This is a genomic window from Variovorax sp. OK605 (assembly GCF_900115445.1).
GTDB lineage: Bacteria > Pseudomonadota > Gammaproteobacteria > Burkholderiales > Burkholderiaceae_C > Variovorax.
Genome location: NZ_FOWL01000003.1, coordinates 614,478 through 634,770 on the forward strand (window position 1 = coordinate 614,478; position 20,293 = coordinate 634,770).

Here is a 20,293-nt window from a genome sequence, read left to right on the forward strand (position 1 = left end):
TCCATGGCTTCCATTTCACTCAAAAACGTCGCTGTCAATTTTCCGATCTACGGTGCCGGGGCTTCCTCGCTCAAGAAGACGCTGGCGGCATCCGTCACCGGCGGACGCTTCGGCAAGGAAACCGGCGTGACGGTCGTACAGGCGCTCAGCGGCATCAACCTCGAACTGAAAAGCGGGGACCGTCTCGGGCTGATAGGACACAACGGGGCGGGCAAGTCGACGTTGCTGCGCACGCTCGCGGGCGTCTACGAGCCGTCATCGGGCGAGTTCATGCGACAGGGAACGGTTGCCAGCCTGATCGACCCGTCGCTGGGCATCGAGATGGATGCCACCGGCATCGAAAACATCATGCTGCGCGGACTTGTGATGGGCATGAGCAAGAAAGACCTCGACCGCCTGACGCCGGAGATCTGCGAATTCAGCGGGCTGGGCGAGTACGTCAACATGCCGGTGCGCACTTACTCGACCGGCATGATGATGCGCCTGGCTTTCTCGATTTCGACCAGCGTCGAAGCCGACATCCTGCTCATGGACGAATGGCTGTCGGTGGGCGACGCGGAGTTCACGGAGAAGGCCGAACAACGCATGCGCGATGTGGTCTCCAAATCGGGCATTCTGGTGCTGGCCTCGCACTCCCCCGAGCTGATCGCCAAGGAGTGCAACCGCGTGATCCATCTCGAACACGGACGGATCGTCGAAGTTTCCTGATCAGGCGCGTGCGTCGCGCTTGCTGCGCCGCGTCGCTTGAATCTCGGCGAGCCGCTGCGCAACCCTCGCGCCTGCGGCTTCAAGCGACAGCGCAGCCTCCGCGCTGGCCTTGGCCTTCGCGCCCAGTTCGGCAGCCCAGATCTGGTCGTCGAACACGCGGCGCATCAGTTCGGCCGCATGCGATTCCGAGGGCTGCGCCCATTCGAAATTCGCCTCGTAGGGCGGGATCGCCTTGCCCAGCTTCACGATCTCGTAGCGCACTGGCAGGCTGTTGCTTTCGTCCATGAAGTCGACATTGCCGGAGAAGTCGGTGGCAATGACCGGCTTGCCCATCAGCATGGCTTCCGCCATCGTCAGGCCCAGGCCTTCGCTGCGATGCAGCGATACATAGGCGTCGCAAACATCCATCAACGCCAGCACATCGCCGGGACTGTAGACCTCGTTGATGATCTTCACGTTTCCGGCCTTGGCTGCCGCGTCCTTCAGTGCCTGGAACTGCTCCGGGTGACGTTCCGCGAACGAAGTCTTGAGCACCAATTGCACGGGTTCGCCTGGCTTGAAGGCGCTGGCAAAGGCGCGAATCAAGCCCAGCGGGTTCTTGCGCTCCATCACGCTCATCATGTGGAACGTGAACAAGAAGGTGTACGGCGTTGTCTCGAGCCCGAAATAGGTTCGTGCGCGCCGCTCGAACGGGCCGAGCTTCACGCCCGGGAAGAGCGTGTGCACAGGCTTGGAAATCTTGGCACGAAGGCCGCGTGCCACAAATTCCGTGGCGGCCCAGACCTCGTCGACTTCCTCGGTATGCGCGAGCCAGGAATCCGGAATGACGTCGAACTCCCAATACCAGTACCCGATGCGATAAGTGCGTGGTGAACGCTCGAAAAGATCGCTGCGGCTATAGACCTTGTCGAAGAACGGCTCCGGTTGCACGTGGATCAGCGTGGTTTCGAAATCTTCGAACCCCTGAAAGTCCGCATGCAGCGGGTCGTCCTTGCGATCGGTCTTCAGGTCGCGCAGCGACGTTTGCACGCCCGCGCCCTGCACGCCCTCGACCAGTGCCTCAATCGAGACCCGCAGACCGGAGGGGTAGGCGAAATGGCCGATCACGTTCAATCCTGGCGCAATCAACTCGGCCGTGACCTGCGCCACGTCGAGCGCAGCACACCATTCGACAACATCCGGCGGTTGCGCCGCGGCCGGCGTCGCCAGCCACTCGACCAACGCAGTTGCGTGGCTCTGGTCGTCCAGCGCACGGGGATGAAGCAAGCGCCAGTCTTCGCGCGCCCAATAGGCCGCACGGATCTGGCGCGCAGGAGTGATGTCCACGGGCCAGCAGGCCGGATCGATCCACCCGTCCTTCACGCGGTATGTCGCTGCCAGCCAACTTGCGAACGCGCGGCGGCCGAAGACCGTGAGCCCGTCCGGGTAGAGCGCCTGCCACGCCGGTGAGAAAGCATATGCCCGCACCAGTTCGGCAGCCGGCTGTTCAGACGCTTCATGGAAGAGCCACCAGATCTCTTCGAGCCTCAGGTTCGCAAGGTAGCGCCCCTCGCGCATGAACCACCCGAACAGCGCGTGTTGCCCCATCGGCAGCAGACCGTGCGGCAGCCTGTTCTTGGTGTCCTCATCGAACAGGTACGCCTGCCGCGCTCGCGCTCCCAGACGCTCACCGAGGCATTGAGCCACCCATGCCCTTGCACCGCCAGACAGCCCCAGCGCGGCGCCACCTTCACCTGCGATCCAAAGACCGAAACGCCCTTGCGCACCATCTGACAACGCGGTGGGAAAACGCCGTGCAATGTCCGGACAAGTGCGCAGCAGGTCCAGGCACCAACGCGCCGCGGACCACACATCGGTCACGCCATGTGCCGCTTGCGGCAACCACAGCACATCTTCGCGCGGCAGGCCCGCTGCCTCGAGGCTCGTACGCTCCACCAGGAGATCCAGCGTCGAGGACGGCAACATCATCGAGCCGAGCGCCCGCGTATCGATCAGCAGGCTTTCGCGTGGTGAGCGCGCGTCTCCGACGCGCAGCGAGGGAATCGGCTGGTTCGCATCCAGTTCGGGATGCAGATAGGGATCTTCGTCGATGCCCAGGAGGCGAACGTCGTCGGCAAAGCGTTGAAGGTCTGCGGTCGGGTTGACAGCCCCCCGCGTTGCGCCCTCATGGTGCAGCAGCCGAGCATGCGGGGCATAGGCCGTTCGATATCCCGCACGCCAGACCCGAAGGCACAGCGCAACGTCGCTGAAGGCGACGGCATAAGCCTCGTCAAATCCACCTGCGCGTTCGAAGGCTTCGCGTACCACCATCTGGCATGCGCCCATCACGGCCATCCAGTTGCGCGGATGGTCCGCCGAGCCGAAGATGCCCCAGGCATCGTCGAGATCGGAGTAATACATGAGCCCGCAGAGCGTCACGCCCACGCCGACACCGCCGTGCTGCAGTTCGCCGCCTGGGTAGCGCAGCTGGGTACCGACCACACCCACGCCCGGCCGCTGAGCGAATCGCACCAATTCCTGCAACCAGTCCGCTGCGACGATTTCAACGTCGTTGTTGAGGAACAGCAGCAAGTCGCCGCGCGCGAATCCGGCGCCGAAATTGCAAGCTGCCGAGTAGTTGAATTTCTTGCCGAAGTGAACGATCGACACTTCCGCAACGGCACGAAGCTGCTCGTAATACGCCAGAGTCGCTTCTTCGACGGACCCGGTATCTACAAGAATGATTTCCTTGTTCGCGTAGTCGGTGCCTTGCAGCAGTCCGTCCAGGCACACCTGCAGCAAGTCGGCCTTGTCCTTGGTAGGAATGACGATCGATACCAGCGGTGGTGCCTGCAGCGTCCAGACGGCACGTTGCGTACCGTCGGACTGCGTTTCGACGTTTGCGGCAATGCCAGCTCGCGCCCAGTGGCTCTGCAAGGCCTTCCGATGATCGGCTGCCGCATCAGAGCCAGGTACGGGCCGATCGGACTCGCCGTCGCCGCCCCTGTGGCACAGCACCTTGGGAATGCGTGTGACGATGCCGGCCTGCTCGCTTGCTCGAAGGTTGAGATCCCATTCAACGCCCGCGCCCATGGTGGCATCGATGCCCCCGACCCGGACCACCAACTCACGCCGCAACAGCGTCAGGCGACCGAAATAGTTGAAGGCATAGAGCAGGTCCGGCGACCAGCCGGGCTTGAAATACGGGTTCTCACGCAAGCCCTCCAGAGAAAGCTGGTCTTCATCACCGTAGAGGATGTCGCTGCGCGGCGCCCGCCGAAGCGAGTGAGCCAGTTCGTTCAATGCCCCGGCGGCCAGCATGTCGCCGGCGTCCAACAATGCAATGAGGTCGCCGCTGGCCGACGCGAGGCACGCGGACAAGCCAAGCGGGCGCGAGCCGTTCGGCACGGGCACGCGGGCAATGCGTTCGTCTTTCGACAGGCCGTCAAGCACCGCTTGAATGCCAGTTGGCGCGTCGGCTGGAACAGCCACCAGGACGTTCCAATGCCCGACGGACTGCGAACACAAGGACTTCAGCGTCTGCTGCAATTTCTCCGGACTCGCGCCTGCCGCCAGAAGAAACGAAACGTGCTGCCCGGCGACACGATCGCGCAACGGAGGCGAGCGGACCTCGTTGGTGGCAATCCACAAGCCATAAGCGTCCGAAGTGTCCGTGGTGCCACGCAGCACGACCTCCTTCGGCGGGCGGAATCGCATGGCCCGAAGCCGCGCAGGCATGCGCCATGGCGTCATCGCCCACCATGCAGCCTTGGCAACGCGCCGCAGGTTGGCGCGCACCTGCGGCGACACGGTGGAGGCGGCCTTGCGCAGCGGTGCCGTGACGCGCCAGGACATGGATGCGCGCATCGCGCGCTCGCGGTCCAGTGCAGCTTCCGCGCGCTGGTTGGCCGCTTCGAGCAGGATTTCGAATGCGGATGTATTGCTGTCTTCCGCAACTGCCGGCTTGCCTGTGCCCGGCACTGCATCGGTCATGGAGCGATCCATATCGGACCTGTTGTTATTCATGGAACTCACCGTGGCCGCTCAAGAGGAGAATTTGGAGACGCTCAGAGTGAGGTCTCTCGCTCGAAATCTCCGTTCTCCACCATGATTCGCTCGACGGCTCGGCGACAGTGCAACTCCTGCCGAGCCAGCCAGGTGGTATCGGCCACTTCCATCGCACGCAAACAGATCTTCGAAGTCGCGATGCGCGAGTAGTTTTCCTCGACGTAGGACAGCCCGGCTTCACGCATGGCATTCCACGCGGCCTCGTCACGATACAAGCGCAACACCTCGACCGCGAACTGCTGCGGGTCGTCCGTGATGGCCAGATGATCCTCGCCGAGATTCGCAATGCCTTCCGCAGCGATGGCCGTGGCCACACTGGGCACGCCGTGCGCCAACGAGGTGACGAGCTTGCCCTTGATGCCCGCGCCGTAACGCAGAGGTGCCACGAACACACGAGCAGCCTGAAAGTACGGTGCCAGTTCTTCCACAAAGCCAGTGACGACGATGCGGTCCGAGGCCAAGGCCAAGACTTCGGGCGGAGGCTTGTTGCCGACAACGAGCAACTTGGCTTCGGCGGGCAGTTCCTTCTCCAACGCTGGCCAGATCGAATTGACGAAATAGAGCACCGAGTCGATGTTGGGCACGTGCGGGAAATTGCCCAGGAACATGATGTCCGAACGACCGGAGAAGCCCGCTGTATTTCGGTACACGTCGGCGATCCATGGCAGCACCACCATGTTGCCGAGCGGCGCTGGCAACGACTGCTGGATCACGTCGCGCTCGATTTCGGTGTGAACGAACGAAGCATCCGCCTGGACGAACATTTCGAGTTCCAACTTCTTTGTGAGCTTGGCGGAGAAGAGGGCTTCCGGCGTGTTCGATGTCTCGGCGGCACGCGTCTCGCGCAGGAAATGCAGGTCAACGTTCGCGAACAGGATGCGCGTGCTTGGCGCTTTCTTGCGCACCTGCGCATAGATCGGATGCGCCACGTTGTAGCGGTATAGCAGCGCGTAGTCGAACTGATTGTCGAAATCGAGCAAGGTGTTCACGTCGTTGACATAGGGCGTGTAGTAGCAGCAGACGCCTCGGCGTTGCAAGGCACCCGTGTATTTTTTCGACCAATGCGGAGAATGCGACGGGAAGAAGCTTTCGCCAAAACCGCACTCTCGGTATGCGCTCATCACTTCATCCGTGACGATGGAGCCCGAGTCCTGGTCCGGCGTGGGCGTCAGCGCGTCCACGACCAGGATGTTCCGGCGAACGCGCCAACTGGCTGCGCGCATCGAACTGGTCCCGGGCTGTGGGTGCGACTTGAGTTCAACGCTGAAGCGCTTCGCGAATTTCTCCAGATTCGTCACCTGGTAGGCCTTGATGCCCTTCGTGGTGTCGCGTCCGTGGGTAATGCCTTCGTAATGAATGGCGCGCGAGGTTGGCACGAACCACACCTCGTACCCGACACGGCGCAAGCGAAACGCCAGGTCGGCGTCCTCGCAGTAGGCAGGTTTGTACTCGGGGTCGAAACCGCCGAGCTCGTTCCAAACCGTCTTGCGCAACGCGATCGATGCGCCTGAAATGAAATCGGCCTGGCGTGCAAAGCAGTATTGCGGCAGGTTCGAATCCTGGTTCCGGCCATAGTTGTGAGCGGAGCCGTCGCGCCAGAAGATGCCGCCGGCCTCCTGCAGCGTGCCATCGTCGTTGAAGAGCTTGGAACCGACCATGCCGGCTTTGGGGAACAGCGCGAAGGCGTCCACCAACTCATCGAGCCAACCTTCGACCACGCGGGTGTCGCTGTTCAACAGAATGACGAACTCGCCATTCGCCTTCTGAACCGCGGAGTTGCAGCACTCGAGAAATCCGCCGTTCTCAGCGCGCCGCTCATAGCGAATCCATGGGATGACTTTCAGTGCATCCACACGCGACGCCGCAGGCGAGGCATCATCGGCCACGATGATCTCGACCGAGTGCTTCGAATGCAACTTTGCAAGCGAATCCAGGCAGTTGAGCACGAAGTGCGTTTGCCCGTAAACCGGAATGATGATCGAGACCTTCGGCGATGCCGTCGTGATCTGCAACGACGGCTTCTTGGCGGCCATTGCCTTGGCGGCGGCCTCCACCGTGTCACCCGCTTCGCGCTGCGCAAAATCGAAGCCGACTCCCGCAAAGTAGGCCTTGCCTGCGATCAACTCATACTGGACCACGTCATCCGGCAAGGGAAAAGCGCGCCCACCGTTGGACCAGAGGGCTTCCGCGCGAAGCGTCCGAGGCAAGGCGCGGCCTTCCGCACGACCGAAGCGCACCCAGTGAACGAGAGGGTTCAGTCCGGCTTCGCGCAGATCCGGGTTCTCTGCCATGTAAGCCCGCATCGAGAAGCCGGGCGAAGGCTCAAAGCCGTGTTTCCACCCCTGCACCAGATAGTGCTTGAGCGGCTCCTTGCCGCTGATCGCCACAACGGGGTATTCATTGAGATAGAACTCGGCATCGAAGAGCCCCCCCTCCTGTATCGCGCGAATGTCTGCTGCGGTGTGCCGTGCACTGATGCCGAGAACGCGCATCGCCTTTTTGGAAAGGCGCATGGCCTGCTTGAATTCGTTGATCAAATCTTCTCCACCGGGGGAGTCCTGCGGCGCCTGCTGGCCTCGACAAGAACTCGACAAGACATCATTGGCACCAAACCGTCAGAACGAGTAGCCCTGCTTGTTGCGGCGGAGATCTGCCTCGACCATCATCGCGCACAGTTCCTCCAGCGTGGTCTTGGGCTCCCAGCCGAGCTTTTCCTTGGCACGCGCCGGATTGCCGATCAGCAGTTCGACTTCGGCAGGCCGATAGAACTTGGGATTCACCCGCACCAATGTCTTGCCAGTGGCGACATCGATGCCCACTTCGGTGTGTTCTTCACCCTCGAAGCGAAGCTCGTAACCCGCGGCCTTGAACGCCATGTCAACGAAACTCCGTACCGTCTCGGTGCGGTTCGTCGCAAGGATGAATGTGTCGGCCTCATCGGCCTGCAGCATGCGCCACATACCTTCGACATATTCCTGGGCAAAGCCCCAATCGCGCTTGGCTCCCAAATTGCCGAGTTCAAGCACATCGAGCTTGCCAAGCTTGATCTTGGCCACTGCATCGGTGATCTTGCGTGTAACGAACTCGCGTCCGCGCAGCGGGCTTTCGTGGTTGAACAAGATGCCGCTGGCGCCAAAGATGTCGTAGCTCTCGCGATAGTTGATCGTCATCCAATGCGCGAACAGCTTGGCGACGCCGTAAGGACTGCGTGGATAGAACGGCGTGTCTTCGACCTGGGGAATCGCTTGCACCTTGCCGAACATTTCGGAGGTCGATGCTTGATAGAAGCGAATGCTGCGGTCGGTCAGCCGAATTGCCTCCAGCAGGTGCAGTGCGCCCATGCCGGTGATCTGGGCCGTCGCGTCGGGCTGGTTGAAACTCACGCCGACAAAGCTCTGGGCTGCGAGGTTGTAGACCTCGTCCGGCTTGGACTCCTTTATCAAGGTCAGCGAACTACCGAGATCGGTCAGGTCGTGCTCAACCAGCTTGAGATCGGGATGATCCTGAATACCGAGCTCTTCCATGCGCCAGAAATTGACCGAGCTGGTACGTCTAAAAGTCCCATGAACGACGTACCCCTTGCTCAGGAGCAGTTGAGCAAGGTATGCGCCGTCTTGGCCCGTAATACCGGTGACTACTGCATGTTTTTTCTTCATTTGACGCTGGATGATCTCGTGGATGCGGTATGCCGCGAACTCTGCGATTGTGCCGCAAGCCGCATGCCATCTCGACTGGCGCCTCCGGCGCGCTACGACTCGGAAACTCGACGTGCTACAGATGGGAAAATTGCCGCATCAGGATTTTCCTCTCGATACACTTCCGCTCATTCGAACCCGGTGATGTCGAAGGCTGGCGAGTGTGACAGGCTGCACTAGAATGCCCCGTTCCGCCAGCCTTGGCGATCGTTGCGCGCCACACCAATTCAAATTCGGGCGACGCCTTGTCTGTTCAGACGAACACAAACATCTGTTTGGCCCGTTCCCCGACTGAGGCATGGGCTAGCAAGGCACGCAAACAAATTAACTTGTTAAACATAGATCATGCAGCTCAAAGGCAAGAAAGTTTTGGTGACCGGCGCTGATGGATTCATCGGCAGTCATCTGGTCGAGGCACTGATCGCACAAGGCTGCGACGTTCGCGCCTTTGTCTATTACAACTCCTTCAGCAGCTGGGGTTGGCTCGACACCCTTCCACAGGAACTGATTCGGAATCTCGACGTTTTCTCCGGTGACATTCGCGATCCCAATGGCGTATTCGAGGCCATGAAAGGTTGCGACGTTGTTTTCCATCTCGCTGCGCTGATTGCAATTCCGTTTTCCTACCACTCGCCTGACTCGTACGTCGATACGAACATCAAGGGCACGCTGAACGTCTTGCAAGCCGCCAAACGACTTGGCATCGAACGCTGCCTGGTGACGTCGACGTCTGAAGTCTATGGCACCGCTCAGTACGCGCCGATTGACGAGAAGCATCCATTCCAAGGCCAATCGCCATACAGCGCGACCAAGATTGGAGCCGACCGGCTGGCTGAATCTTTTCACAAGTCATTCGAGACTCCTGTCGTCATCGTCCGGCCGTTCAATACCTACGGTCCTCGCCAATCGGCGAGGGCTGTTATCCCGACGATCATTACTCAACTCATGCTAGGTGAAAAGGAGTTGCGCCTGGGAAGCCTTGCGCCCACACGCGACTTCAATTTCGTGAAGGACACCGCGCAAGGCTTCATTGCATTGGCAGAGTCGGACGAAACTGTTGGCAAGGAAATCAACATCGCCACGGGCAAGGAATATTCGATCGGCCGAGTGGCTGAAATTCTGGTCTCCGAGCTCAATCCTGACGCACGCATCGTGACGGATGACCAACGCCTTCGCCCGGATGCATCCGAAGTTCTGCGACTGATGGGCGACAACACGCTGATCAAATCCCTGACATCGTGGAAACCCGAATTCGACTTGGCCGACGGCCTGCGCGAAACCATCGAATGGTTCAAGCAGCCGGAAAATCTCTCGCGCTACAAAGCGTGGCTCTATAACGTTTGAGAGGAAATTCGAGCATGCGCGCAGTGATTCTGGCCGGCGGCAAAGGCACCCGGCTCCGCCCCTATACCACGCTGATTCCGAAGCCGCTCGTTCCGCTGGGCGGCAAGTACTCGATTCTCGAAATCATCATCATGCAGCTGGCCAAGGCCGGCTTTACCGAGATCACGCTGGCGGTCAATCATCTGTCGCAATTGATCATGGCGTATTTCGGCGACGGCTCACGCCTGGGTGTAAAGCTGAATTATTCGCTGGAAGAGGGCGAGCTCAGCACCATTGGTCCGCTCACCCTGATTTCCGATCTTCCGGAGAACTTTCTGGTGATGAACGGCGACATTCTGTGCGACCTCGACTACCGTAAATTCTTCGAGGCTCACGTCGCCTCGCGAGATATGGTTTCCGTGTCGTCGTACCGCCGCCAAGTGCGCATCGATTTCGGCGTGCTGGGTTCCGGCGTTGACGGCGGCCTCACCGAATTTCGCGAAAAGCCCACCTATGATTTCGACGTGAGCATGGGCATTTACTGCATCAATCGCTCCGTGATCGAGGAACTGCCCAAAGGCCAGCCCTATGGCTTCGACAATCTCATGATCGATGGCCTTGCAAACAAGCGACGCATTGCCATTCGGCCTTTCAATGGCTATTGGCTCGACATCGGCCGACCTGACGATTACCAATACGCCGACGACAATTTCGCTGAGCTGGCAACCAAGCTCGGCATCGGCCCTTGAAAACAGCACTGATCACCGGCTCGACAGGCGCACTGGCGAGCGCCGTCATTGCCCGGTTGCGGCAGACGCAGGCATTTCGCGTCGTCGAAACGAGCCGGCAAGCCGACGCGCACCGACTCGATATTCGCGACGACAAACGCGTCGAAGCCATGCTGGCGGAAATTCGTCCTGATATCGTTTTTCATCTGGCCGCGACCTTTTCCGGCAACTACGACGAGGCCTATGCGGTCAATGTCGACGCGACGCGGCGACTGCTGGACCTGGTGGAACACTCGCACCCGCAGACGCGCGTTCTGCTTGTCGGCTCAGCGGCGGAATACGGTGCGGTCGAGCCTGGGGACAACCCGATCCGGGAAGACCACGTCTTGAACCCTCAGTCCATCTATGGGTTGAGCAAATCCTGGCAAACGCAGCTGGCCTCGTTTTATGCGCTGCGTGGCGTGAGTGTGGTCGTCGCGCGGCTCTTCAACCTCGAGGCACCGGGTCTTTCCGAAAGACTCTTCATCGGCCGGGTCCAGAAGCAGATCGAGGAAGTCCGCAAAGGCCAACGCTCGTCGTTCGAATTCGGTCCGCTGAACGCAACGCGCGACTATGTCGACGCCGATGAGGCCGCACGGCAAATGCTGGCCATTGCCATCGGCGGAACGTCGGGACAGATCTACAACGTGGGCAGCGGCAAGCCGATCGTGATGCGCGAATTGTTGCAACGATTGCTGGCCGCTCAGAGCATGTCCACCATTGCAGTGCAGGAAGCTCCAGCGTTGACCAATCGCGCCGGCTATGACGTTCCGGTCATCTATGCAGACATGTGCAAAACGTTGAGCCTGCTGGGGGAGAGCATCCAAAAGTGACGAAGATCAAGTTGACGGTGGTCACCCCTGTCTTCAATGAAGAACATGTGATCGCTCATTTTCACGAGCGCACGAGGGGCGTGCTCGACTCCATTCCGGACATCGAGTGGCGCATTCTCTATGTTGTCGACCAGTGCACGGACAACACGGTGGAGGTGCTGCGCTCAGTGGTCGCTGCAAACACGGGCGCCAGCGTCCTTGTGCTGTCCTCGCGTTTCGGACATCAGATGTCGCTGCTCGCCGGCATTGAGCACGCGCTCGATGCCGACGCGATTGTCATGATGGACAGCGACCTGCAGCACCCACCCGAACTTATTCCCACCCTGCTCGAAGAATTCAGGCGCGGCACCGACGTGGTCTATACCCTGCGTCGCGACACGGAGGACGTGGGCTTCCTGCGCAAGCAGGCGGGCAATCTTTTCTACAAATTGCTGGGCACCATTTCGCAGGTGCCCATCAATCCCAATGCGGCCGATTTTCGGCTCATCTCACGGCGCGTCGCCCGCACGCTGTCAACTGGATTTCAGGAACGCAGCATGTTCCTTCGCGGCCTGTTTTCGTGGATCGGCTTCAAGCAAGCTGGCATCGAATTCGTGGCCGAAAAGCGCTTTGCGGGCCAGTCGAAATACTCGCTGGCACGCATGGTCCAACTCGCCATGGCGGGCATCCTGTCGTTCAGCACCAAGCCGCTGCAGCTCAGCATCTTCGTGGGTGGGCTGTTTGCATTGCTGGCCTTCGTGCTGATCGTGCTCTCGGTCGCCAAGTACTTTTTCGTGCAGTCCATCCCCAATGGATGGACGACGATGGTGGTGCTGCTTTTGCTGTTCAGCGGCATCCAGCTCATCGTGCTGGGCATCATGGGCGCCTATGTCGGCGGGATCTATGAAGAGGTCAAGGGCAGACCAAGGTACATCGTCGACGAGGAGATAACACATGAGTAACAAGGTCGATTTCGATGACTACACCGACAACTACAACGAGTTGTTGAGAGAAAGCACCGGCTTCTTTTCGGCCAGCGAGGAATACTTCGCGCGCTACAAGATTCAGCTGGTGCAGAAGCTGGTCAAACGATCACCCAAGCGCATCCTGGAATACGGCTGCGGCATCGGCCGCAACATTCCCTTCCTGCACGCCGCTTTCCCCGATGCGCATATCGAAGGCTCCGATATTTCGGCGGCCAGTCTGGACATCGCGCGGCGCGACAACCCTGGTATCGAATTCTTCCTGGAAGAAGACCAGGTCGAAGCAGGCGAGCCGGTCGACCTGATCTTCGTGGCAGGCGTGTTTCATCACATTCCGCCGAGCCAGCGAACTGAAGTGGCGCGCAAGTTGTTTCAACGCCTCGCGCCAGGTGGAGAGCTTTACGTCTTCGAACACAATCCATACAACCCGGTCACGCGCCGCATCGTCGACAACTGCCCCTATGACGAAGATGCGGTGCTGCTCAAGCCCTCCGAACTCAAATCATTGTTCAAGGGCGCTTCGCTGAAAGTGGAAGGCGCAGCCTATTGCCTGTTCATTCCACCGAAGCTCTCGGCACTGGCCTGGATGGAAAACGGCTTGGGCTGGCTACCGCTGGGTGGGCAATATTGGGTGCGGGGACTCCGGCCGGCATGAGCCAGTTCCTGAGGTTTCTGGCCGTCGGCGTCTTCAACACCGCCTTCGGCTACTGCATCATTTTTGCGTGCATGTATCTCGCTGGGCTCTCTGCAGAGGTCAGCAATGTCATCGGCTATGCGGTTGGCCTCGTCACGTCCTATCTGCTCAACCGCAACTTCACCTTCCGCAGCAAACAACGCCACCACGGCGAGATTGCGCGTTTCGTGGTGGTGTTCGCCATCGCTTATGGGGCCAACTTCATTGCACTCATCGTGCTGATCCGTTACCTGAACGTGCATGAAGGTCTGAGCCAGATACTGGCCGGGGTGGTTTACGTCGCAGCGTCGTATGCGATGAACAAGTTCTATGTCTTCAAGAATGTCGATGCGGCCTGAGAGCAAGTGGCGCAACGCGGGCGCAGTGGGGCTGGCGCTCCTGGCGCTCTGGGCGATATTCCTGCGCAATGCGTTCGACCCGAATCGCTCGTTCTCACTGCTGATGGACAACGAGTTCTTCATCGGCACAGTGCTCTCGTCGATGTCGCACTCGCTGTCGCACGGCGAATGGCCGCTGCGCATGGAGACCGTGCTAGGCGGACTGCCGCTGTACAACTTTCCGCAGCTTTCGCCTTTCTATCCGTTCTACTTCACAGCATTGCCGCTGTTCGATGGGCCGCAACAAGTGGTTCATTCGATGCATTGGCTGACGCTGATGCACCTGTTGATCCTCGAGATCAACACCTATGTATTCCTGCGCGTCATCGGCACATCGCGCATTTCTGCGCTCATGGGCTCGGCCCTGTTCGCATTCGGCGCCAACAGCCTGACCTACGCGGCCTGGCTGAATATCACGGCCCCCTATGCCTGGTTCCCGCTCTACCTCGCGGGCCTTGTCGGCATCTTCGAACATCCGGGCCGCCGACGCTATTTCGCCATGGCGCTGGCCGGCATCGTGCTGCTCGCGCTGGCATCGCCAGCGCAACCGCTGATTCACGCCGTGATCGTATCCGGGGTGTTCGTGCTGGCGTACTGGGCGAGCCATGGACTGTCTGGCGGCTGGGTACACACTAGGTACCCGCTGGCGCAGATCACCGGCGTAGGCATCGTCGCGCTGTTGATCGTCGCGCCGGTGATCCTGCCTGCAGCGCTGGAATTCAAGCACATGATCCGCTGGATCGGCCCGTTTCCTCCGGTGACGGGCAACGGCCACATCCCGTTTGAGGCCTTCCAGGTCGACCAACTGTCCATCGCGGCGCTGACCGGTGTGCTGTTCATGGCGCCAGGCGCAGCAGTCGGCCACCCCTTCGTGGGCGTGATCGTGCTGTCGTTGGCATGCATGGCGGCCGCGTCGCGCGGGCGCTTGTGGATCAAAGGCGCGCTGTTCTTCATAGCGCTCTACGCCATCGCCTCGTCGACCGGCATCAATCTGGGCCTGGCCTACATCAATCATCTGATTCCGATCCTCAACAAGATCCGCGAGCCGAGCCGCTTCCTGATCCTGTTCCAATTCGCGGTCACCGCCCTGGCAGCACTGGGCCTTGACGAATTGAGGCAAGCCGTGACATCGCGCCGCACCGATGGAACGCGACGCCCCCGCTACCTGCTCGTGCTATCGATTGCTGCAGTGGCCAGCATCATCCTGTTGGTGCTGTCGATCGGGCGCATCGCCTCGCTGCCATGGACGTTGGCGTCCGTGCTGGTGCTGGTCGCATTGATTGCGCTCACAGCCGCGTTGGGCCGGCGGGCGGGCACGCGAGCCGGCGTGTCTGTCGCCCTGATCTGGAGCGTCGCCGCCCTCTTTTTCCTGGGTGCACAGATCCTCTGGACGCCGACGTCGACGACTGCCAGCAAATACAACACGGATGGCGGTCGCGAGCTTGATCGCGTGCTCGACAGGCTGCTCGTGCTCGACCCGGCACACGACTGGCGCGTGATCTTCGACGGCAAGATCGACAAGCAGATGGCCTCGATGCTGGCGTCGTACAAGGGCATCCGCACGCTCAACGCCTACTTCAATCCCGCGCCGAAACAGCAGTTCGATGAGCTCTATTACCATGGGCCGCGCACCCCAAACTATTTCCAGTCGTTAGGCGCGAAGTACCTCGTATGCGACAAATGCGCGCCCGAGGCGCTGCAGGGCTACGAGCACAAGGAGGACATCGCCGGCCTGCAGCTCTACGAAGCCACGACCGCTGCGCTGCCGCACGCATACGCGGCCACTGCGCTCGATGGCATCTTCGATTCGCTGGGAGATTTCACCGCGAAGATCGCAGCCGCCGATCTGACGAGCGCGCCGTTGTTCGCCGAAAAGAACATCCCCGAGCTTCCCCGACGGACAGGCGATGTGCCGGTCGCGCGTTGCGATGTCAAGGAAGACATCCCCCGCCGCGTCAATCGCATCCGCGTCACGCTGAGCTGCCCGACGACTTCGATGTTGGTGCTCAACGAGTTCTTCGACGAATCATGGAGAGGCTCGATCGACAAGGGCCGCACTTTGCTGCTGCGCGTGAACGGCAGCCAGATGGGCATCCTCGTGCCGCCGGGAACGCACACGGTCGAACTTCGCTTCCGGCCAGTCACGTTCATGTGGACGCTGCCACTGTCGGGATGCGGCTTGCTCGCAGTGGTGATGTGCCTCATTGCAGGTCGCAAGCGGCGCGCCCGTCTGCGCGCGACTGCTGCGAAAGTCACAGCCTGAGCCCAGGCCGCGGCGTCAGCCGCCCTTCCGCCTGCGTGACAACCAGCGCAGCGGCGCCATAAGGCGCCATGAACGCGAGTTCATGATCTGGTCGACCACTCGCTGAGTTTGCGCAGCCAGTTCAGCCAGTTCTGCCGTCTTCGCCTCCAGCCGTAAACGCGCGTTGCGCTCCACTGTATTTTCGGCAAGCAGCGATTCAGCCCAAGCTGTGCGCTCCTCGAACTCCTTGTTGAGGGTCAGGTGGCGCGCCTGCAGTTCGGAATGCTCTTGATGCAGGCCAGAGGCCCACTGCCTCACATCGTGCTGCTCGGAATAGAGATCGCTCTCGGCATCCAGGAACAAGTTGGGCGCAAGTGCTGGCAGCAGTTCCTCGTTGGCCGCACAAACGGCCACGAAATACATCTCGCGGTCCATGGCCTTGGTTCGGGCCTTGAGTTCATTGCCAGTCAGCAGCAAGGCCTCGTACACCGTGGCTGTCTGGCCGAGGGGCAACAAGGCGGACGCTGTGATGAAACGCTGGGCGAAATGACGGCGAGCTGGAAAGTAGCGGCCCAGCAACTCATCGAATTCGTCGAAGTACAGCTCCTTGACGTGAAACTCGTTCACGTAGTTTCGGTCGTCCGAATAGACTTTCTTGTTGGGCGAGGAAATGACCAGGATGCCGGAAGGGGCCAGCACGCGCCGCAATTCGCGCATCATTTCCTCTTGCTCCGCCAGATGTTCGATCGTCTCGAAAGACACCACCACGTCGACACTGCCGCTCTCGAGCGGAACGGACGTGGCGCTGCCTTGCAGGAATTGCAGGTTGGCGCGCGATGCGTAACGTTGCTTTGCGTGGCTGACTGCCTCGTCCGAAATGTCCACGCCGGTCACAGAGCCGGCAGTGTCGGCCAACAATGCCGAACCGTATCCTTCACCGCAGGCGATGTCCAGAACCCTGAGCCCCTTGCACAGCGACTGAACCCATCCATACCGATGCATGTGCTCGTAACGGATTTCGCCCTTTTCCGTAGGAATGAATCGTTCGCCGGTGAAATCCATGCTGGAGCAGCCTCGTATCTTGACCAAAATTTGACTGGCCGCAGAGGTCGCTTTCACAACGAAATTCGCCAGCCGCAAGTGAGCGCACTTTATGCAAAAGCGGCGCTCACGTAGTTTACGACGGCGATGCAGCCATTCCGCGCAGGAACAGCGAAACGCCGGCTTGAAGCTCTTCTACTTTGAGCGTTGGAAAGCCTTGGTCAAGCCCCGCCCCGTTGACTCCCTGCGCACCAACAGCGCCAGCACTCAGTGCGCCCCAAGCTGAAGCAGCATGCCGCTTGCGAGATGTCTTGCGAAACAGATTCGATTGTCCCAGTTCACGAGCCGAGGAGCGCCAGGCTGGCCTTGCGTCAGTGGAGGTGTGCAACTGCTCGTGCGTGCAGAAACTGCCGACTTGGCCGATCGACTCCCCCTGATTGAAGCGCGCTTGGCCTCGTCCGACGAATGCGCCATGTCGTCACCTGCACATTTCGTCTTTTCCAACCATCATGACCAACTGGATTCATCGATGATTTACAGCGTATGTGGCGGCCGCAAATTTGCCGGAAAAATCCTCTGGCCAGGCTTGATTGATGAATGGCAACTGTCCCCTGCGGAGGCGGATTACGTCGATCGTCAACAGGGCAGCAACGCGCCGCTTGTGGCTCGAATCTTCGTTCCACCGTACTTGCGGATGCGATCCTCTCGTGCGTGGGCCTGCGCGGCACCTTGCGCGAGGCGGCCCGGATGCCGAATAGCAGCCCGCTGCGAATACTTGAACTGAACGAAGCAGACACTCTCACCTCGACGCTTCAACAATTTGCAGGCTACGCGTTCGGCAAGTATCCGGAAGTCGATATGCACGCGATGCCTTGTCCCGACAACAGCTTTGATATCGTAATTCACTCGGACACTTTGAAACACGTTCTCAACCCGGTTCACGGACTCGAGGAATGCATGCGAATCCTGAAGCCCGGCGGCGCACTTTGCTTTACCGCTCCCATCATTGTTGGTCGAATGACGCGTGATCGATCTGGTCTGCAAAAGAGCTTCCATGGCGATCCGTCGACGGCGACTGGCGACCTGGTTGTGCAGACGGAGTTTGGGGCGGGCGCCTGGACATTCATCATGCAAGCGGGCTTTCGAAGGGTCACCACGCACGCATCGGCGTACCCTGCGGCTGCAGCATTTTCTGTATTCAAGATCTAACTGCTGCAACTCTTCAGGGCGTACCGCATGGCGCTGTGGTTCGCTGGTGCCTATTGATCTATCGGCTTGCGCGCGTCAAACACCAGTGACCACGGCCCCACAACCCCTTCGTTCGGCGCAAAGATATTCCAACCTTTGACGTCAAAGCCCAATTCGCGCAGCCGGCCGAACATGGCCAAACCGAAGATGGTCCATACGAGCACACCTTCGTTCGGGCGGACAGGGTCACCGTGGAAGGCCTTTTCTTCGAGGTAGACGATGTCGCCGTCGACCAGCTTCGCGCGGATCTGGTCCTCCTGCATGCTCGGACCGAAAGGCACTGTGAAGATATGACGACCGCCACGCTTAAGCACACGCAGGATTTCCAGGTGTGCAGCGTAAGGGTCCGGCATGTGCTCCATGACGTCGCTGGAAAGCACGAGATCAATCGAGTTGTCCTCGAACGAAAGATGCCGCAGGTCTTCATGGCGCCGACCATCGACCATCTGGCCGGGTTCGTACTCGTCACCGAAGTACTCCGAACACAGGTAACCTGGCGTTTGCAATAACTGCAAGTGCAGAGAAGCGGTAGTCTCCGTGTTGTAGATGACGAATCCTTCGGGGAAACGCAACGGCCCCGCCTTCGGAAGGCCGCATTGCTTTCGAATGGCATGAGCCATCTGACGCTGCCGATTGAAAGACTGGCAATTCGAACAACGGCCTGACTCACGCGGGTTATCGGTGAATTCGTCGAATTTCGCGCGTTTCCCGCAAACCGGGCAGATGCCCGAAAGTGCGCTTTCGCCAGTCAAAGGGGCGAGGTCGAAAGTCCATTGCCGACGTGCCGGACGCAATCCGACGGGAATCGACCGATGCGAAGGGTCCGCCAAGGGACGAAATGCATCGACAGCTTTCTGAATGAAGCGCATCGAGCCATCCTAGCCCCATCGCGCTTCATTTCATTCAATCAAATACGTCTGCGGAGGCCAGTGCGGAAGCTACGGCGTCTTTTGCCGACAATTGAGGGGCAACCCCAATAGACGGCCAATCGATCGCCAAAGATGCGTCATTCCACAGAATGGCCCGTTCATGGGCGGGCGCATAGTAGTCGGAAGTTTTATAGAGAAACTCCGCGGTATCGCTGATCACGAAAAATCCGTGCGCAAAACCTTCAGGCACCCACAACTGCCTGTGATTTTCCTCGCTCAATTCCACGCCGACCCACTTACCGAAAGTGGGCGAAGACCTGCGGATATCAACCGCCACATCGAATACTGCCCCATGCACAACCCGCACCAATTTGCCTTGTGGCTGCTGGATTTGGTAGTGCAAACCCCGCAGCACGCCCTTCGCCGAGCGCGAATGGTTGTCCTGCACGAATTCGACATGCTTCCCCACGGCTTCGTCGAAGGCCTTCTGGTTGAAGCTCTCGAAAAAGAAACCGCGCGCGTCTCCGAACACCTTGGGCTCGATGACGAGCACATCTGGAATTGCTGTCGGTGTGACCTTCATGAGCGCACCTCATCGCTCAAAAGGTGCTTGAGGTATTTACCGTAGCCACTTTTTTCGAGCGGCGCGGCCAGCTTTTCAAGCTGTTCGCTGGTGATGAATCCATTGCGCCACGAAATCTCTTCGGGGCAGGCGATCTTCAAACCCTGGCGATGTTCCAGCGTCGCGATGAACTGGCCGGCTTCCAGCAGGCTGTCGTGCGTGCCGGTATCGAGCCACGCATAGCCGCGCTGCATGATCTGCACGTTCAACTGATTCAAGTCCAGGTACGCTTGATTGACTGCGGTGATCTCGAGTTCGCCGCGCTCGCTCGGCTTCACTGCCTTCGCAATGTCCACCACCTGGTTGTCGTAGAAGTAGAGCCCCGTCACCGCATAGTTGCTCTTCGGCTTCAACGGCTTTTCTTCGATGCTGCTGGCCTTGCCCTTCGCATCGAACGCGACCACACCATAGCGCTCGGGGTCCTGCACGTGGTACGCAAACACGGTAGCGCCCGACTGCTTGGTATCGGCTGCCGAGAGCAGATTCACGAGGTCATGGCCGTAGAAGATGTTGTCGCCCAGCACCAGCGCGCTGGGCGAATTGCCCACGAACTCGTCGCCGATGATGAACGCTTGCGCCAGCCCGTCCGGACTCGGCTGCACCGCGTACTGCAGGTTGATGCCCCACTGGCTGCCGTCACCCAGCAACTGCTGGAATCGGGGCGTGTCCTGTGGCGTGCTGATGATCAGGATGTCGCGCATGCCGCCGAGCATCAGCGTGCTCAGGGGGTAATAGATCATCGGCTTGTCGTAAACCGGCAGGAGCTGCTTGCTCATTGCCAGTGTGGCCGGATGCAGCCGCGTGCCCGAACCACCGGCCAGGATGATGCCCTTGCGTTGCGTTGTCTTGGTCATGTTTTTCTTCT

At 59.9% G+C, this 20,293-nt stretch carries 16 protein-coding genes; 9 read left to right on the forward strand and 7 right to left on the reverse strand.

What is annotated here, in order from left to right:
* The first annotated feature begins 3 nt into the window (after positions 1-3).
* Complete coding sequence (locus BM013_RS11090; protein WP_093126508.1) at positions 4-708, forward strand: ABC transporter ATP-binding protein; 705 nt, start codon at positions 4-6, stop codon at positions 706-708.
* On the opposite strand, the gene BM013_RS11095 is transcribed toward BM013_RS11090, so the two are convergent.
* From BM013_RS11095 to gmd, 3 genes are all read right to left on the reverse strand, one after another.
* Positions 709-4,680, reverse strand: coding sequence for a glycosyltransferase (locus tag BM013_RS11095; RefSeq protein WP_177225455.1), 3,972 nt, complete (start codon positions 4,678-4,680; stop codon positions 709-711).
* Positions 4,681-4,754: 74 nt separating this feature from the next.
* On the reverse strand, positions 4,755-7,292 hold the full coding sequence (locus BM013_RS11100) for a glycosyltransferase (RefSeq protein WP_093126513.1): 2,538 nt from the start codon (positions 7,290-7,292) through the stop codon (positions 4,755-4,757).
* A gap of 78 nt (positions 7,293-7,370) precedes the next feature.
* A complete protein-coding gene (gmd, locus tag BM013_RS11105; RefSeq protein ID WP_093126515.1) occupies positions 7,371-8,411 on the reverse strand; it encodes a GDP-mannose 4,6-dehydratase in 1,041 nt (346 codons plus the stop codon).
* 384 nt (positions 8,412-8,795) lie between these two features.
* Between gmd and BM013_RS11110 the strand changes: the two genes are divergently transcribed.
* Genes BM013_RS11110 through BM013_RS11140 form a run of 7 tightly spaced genes read left to right on the forward strand, consistent with a single transcriptional unit; the run spans position 8,796 to position 15,669 of the window.
* A complete protein-coding gene (locus BM013_RS11110; RefSeq protein WP_093126517.1) occupies positions 8,796-9,794 on the forward strand; it encodes an NAD-dependent 4,6-dehydratase LegB in 999 nt (332 codons plus the stop codon).
* Between the two features lie 14 nt (positions 9,795-9,808).
* Positions 9,809-10,522 (forward strand): nucleotidyltransferase family protein, encoded by a 714-nt coding sequence (locus BM013_RS11115; protein ID WP_093126518.1) that lies wholly within the window; start codon positions 9,809-9,811, stop codon positions 10,520-10,522.
* On the forward strand, positions 10,519-11,373 hold the full coding sequence (locus BM013_RS11120; protein ID WP_093126520.1) for an NAD-dependent epimerase/dehydratase family protein: 855 nt from the start codon (positions 10,519-10,521) through the stop codon (positions 11,371-11,373). Before BM013_RS11115 ends, BM013_RS11120 begins: the two co-directional genes overlap by 4 nt.
* Positions 11,370-12,314 (forward strand): glycosyltransferase family 2 protein, encoded by a 945-nt coding sequence (locus BM013_RS11125; RefSeq protein ID WP_093126523.1) that lies wholly within the window; start codon positions 11,370-11,372, stop codon positions 12,312-12,314. The genes BM013_RS11120 and BM013_RS11125 overlap by 4 nt, the downstream gene beginning before the upstream one ends.
* Positions 12,307-12,990: a class I SAM-dependent methyltransferase gene (locus BM013_RS11130; protein WP_093126525.1), complete on the forward strand. Its 684-nt coding sequence runs from the start codon at positions 12,307-12,309 to the stop codon at positions 12,988-12,990. The genes BM013_RS11125 and BM013_RS11130 overlap by 8 nt, the downstream gene beginning before the upstream one ends.
* A complete protein-coding gene (locus BM013_RS11135; protein WP_093126527.1) occupies positions 12,987-13,367 on the forward strand; it encodes a GtrA family protein in 381 nt (126 codons plus the stop codon). The genes BM013_RS11130 and BM013_RS11135 overlap by 4 nt, the downstream gene beginning before the upstream one ends.
* Positions 13,357-15,669, forward strand: coding sequence for a glycosyltransferase family protein (locus BM013_RS11140; protein ID WP_093126530.1), 2,313 nt, complete (start codon positions 13,357-13,359; stop codon positions 15,667-15,669). The genes BM013_RS11135 and BM013_RS11140 overlap by 11 nt, the downstream gene beginning before the upstream one ends.
* A gap of 15 nt (positions 15,670-15,684) precedes the next feature.
* Here the strand turns inward: BM013_RS11140 and BM013_RS11145 are convergent, their stop codons facing one another.
* Positions 15,685-16,710: a class I SAM-dependent methyltransferase gene (locus BM013_RS11145; RefSeq protein WP_093126533.1), complete on the reverse strand. Its 1,026-nt coding sequence runs from the start codon at positions 16,708-16,710 to the stop codon at positions 15,685-15,687.
* 576 nt (positions 16,711-17,286) lie between these two features.
* On the opposite strand from BM013_RS11145, the gene BM013_RS11150 reads away from it, so the two are divergent.
* Positions 17,287-17,898 (forward strand): class I SAM-dependent methyltransferase, encoded by a 612-nt coding sequence (locus BM013_RS11150; protein WP_218153649.1) that lies wholly within the window; start codon positions 17,287-17,289, stop codon positions 17,896-17,898.
* Positions 17,899-17,948: 50 nt separating this feature from the next.
* Here BM013_RS11150 and BM013_RS11155 read toward each other — a convergent pair whose 3' ends face one another.
* The 3 genes from BM013_RS11155 to rfbA are packed head-to-tail and all read right to left on the reverse strand — an operon-like array spanning position 17,949 to position 20,282.
* Positions 17,949-18,806, reverse strand: coding sequence for a class I SAM-dependent methyltransferase (locus tag BM013_RS11155; protein ID WP_093126535.1), 858 nt, complete (start codon positions 18,804-18,806; stop codon positions 17,949-17,951).
* A 34-nt stretch (positions 18,807-18,840) separates the two neighbouring features.
* Entirely contained in the window at positions 18,841-19,389 is a 549-nt protein-coding gene (gene rfbC / locus BM013_RS11160; protein ID WP_093126537.1) for a dTDP-4-dehydrorhamnose 3,5-epimerase, read from the reverse strand.
* Positions 19,386-20,282 carry a glucose-1-phosphate thymidylyltransferase RfbA gene (rfbA, locus tag BM013_RS11165; RefSeq protein WP_093126848.1) on the reverse strand — a complete coding sequence of 299 codons (897 nt, stop codon included), beginning with the start codon at positions 20,280-20,282 and terminating at the stop codon, positions 19,386-19,388. The genes rfbC and rfbA overlap by 4 nt, the downstream gene beginning before the upstream one ends.
* Positions 20,283-20,293: the final 11 nt, after the last annotated feature.

What these genes read in the sequence shown, in the direction of transcription:
- BM013_RS11090 (WP_093126508.1), top strand. Translation starts at nt 4, where the DNA reads ATGGCTTCCATTTCACTCAAAAACGTCGCTGTCAATTTTCCGATCTAC.
- BM013_RS11095 (WP_177225455.1), bottom strand. Translation starts at nt 4,680, where the DNA reads ATGACCGATGCAGTGCCGGGCACAGGCAAGCCGGCAGTTGCGGAAGAC.
- gmd (WP_093126515.1), bottom strand. Translation starts at nt 8,411, where the DNA reads ATGAAGAAAAAACATGCAGTAGTCACCGGTATTACGGGCCAAGACGGC.
- BM013_RS11110 (WP_093126517.1), top strand. Translation starts at nt 8,796, where the DNA reads ATGCAGCTCAAAGGCAAGAAAGTTTTGGTGACCGGCGCTGATGGATTC.
- BM013_RS11115 (WP_093126518.1), top strand. Translation starts at nt 9,809, where the DNA reads ATGCGCGCAGTGATTCTGGCCGGCGGCAAAGGCACCCGGCTCCGCCCC.
- BM013_RS11130 (WP_093126525.1), top strand. Translation starts at nt 12,307, where the DNA reads ATGAGTAACAAGGTCGATTTCGATGACTACACCGACAACTACAACGAG.
- BM013_RS11135 (WP_093126527.1), top strand. Translation starts at nt 12,987, where the DNA reads ATGAGCCAGTTCCTGAGGTTTCTGGCCGTCGGCGTCTTCAACACCGCC.
- BM013_RS11140 (WP_093126530.1), top strand. Translation starts at nt 13,357, where the DNA reads ATGCGGCCTGAGAGCAAGTGGCGCAACGCGGGCGCAGTGGGGCTGGCG.
- BM013_RS11145 (WP_093126533.1), bottom strand. Translation starts at nt 16,710, where the DNA reads ATGGATTTCACCGGCGAACGATTCATTCCTACGGAAAAGGGCGAAATC.
- BM013_RS11150 (WP_218153649.1), top strand. Translation starts at nt 17,287, where the DNA reads ATGGCAACTGTCCCCTGCGGAGGCGGATTACGTCGATCGTCAACAGGG.
- BM013_RS11155 (WP_093126535.1), bottom strand. Translation starts at nt 18,806, where the DNA reads ATGCGCTTCATTCAGAAAGCTGTCGATGCATTTCGTCCCTTGGCGGAC.
- rfbC (WP_093126537.1), bottom strand. Translation starts at nt 19,389, where the DNA reads ATGAAGGTCACACCGACAGCAATTCCAGATGTGCTCGTCATCGAGCCC.
- rfbA (WP_093126848.1), bottom strand. Translation starts at nt 20,282, where the DNA reads ATGACCAAGACAACGCAACGCAAGGGCATCATCCTGGCCGGTGGTTCG.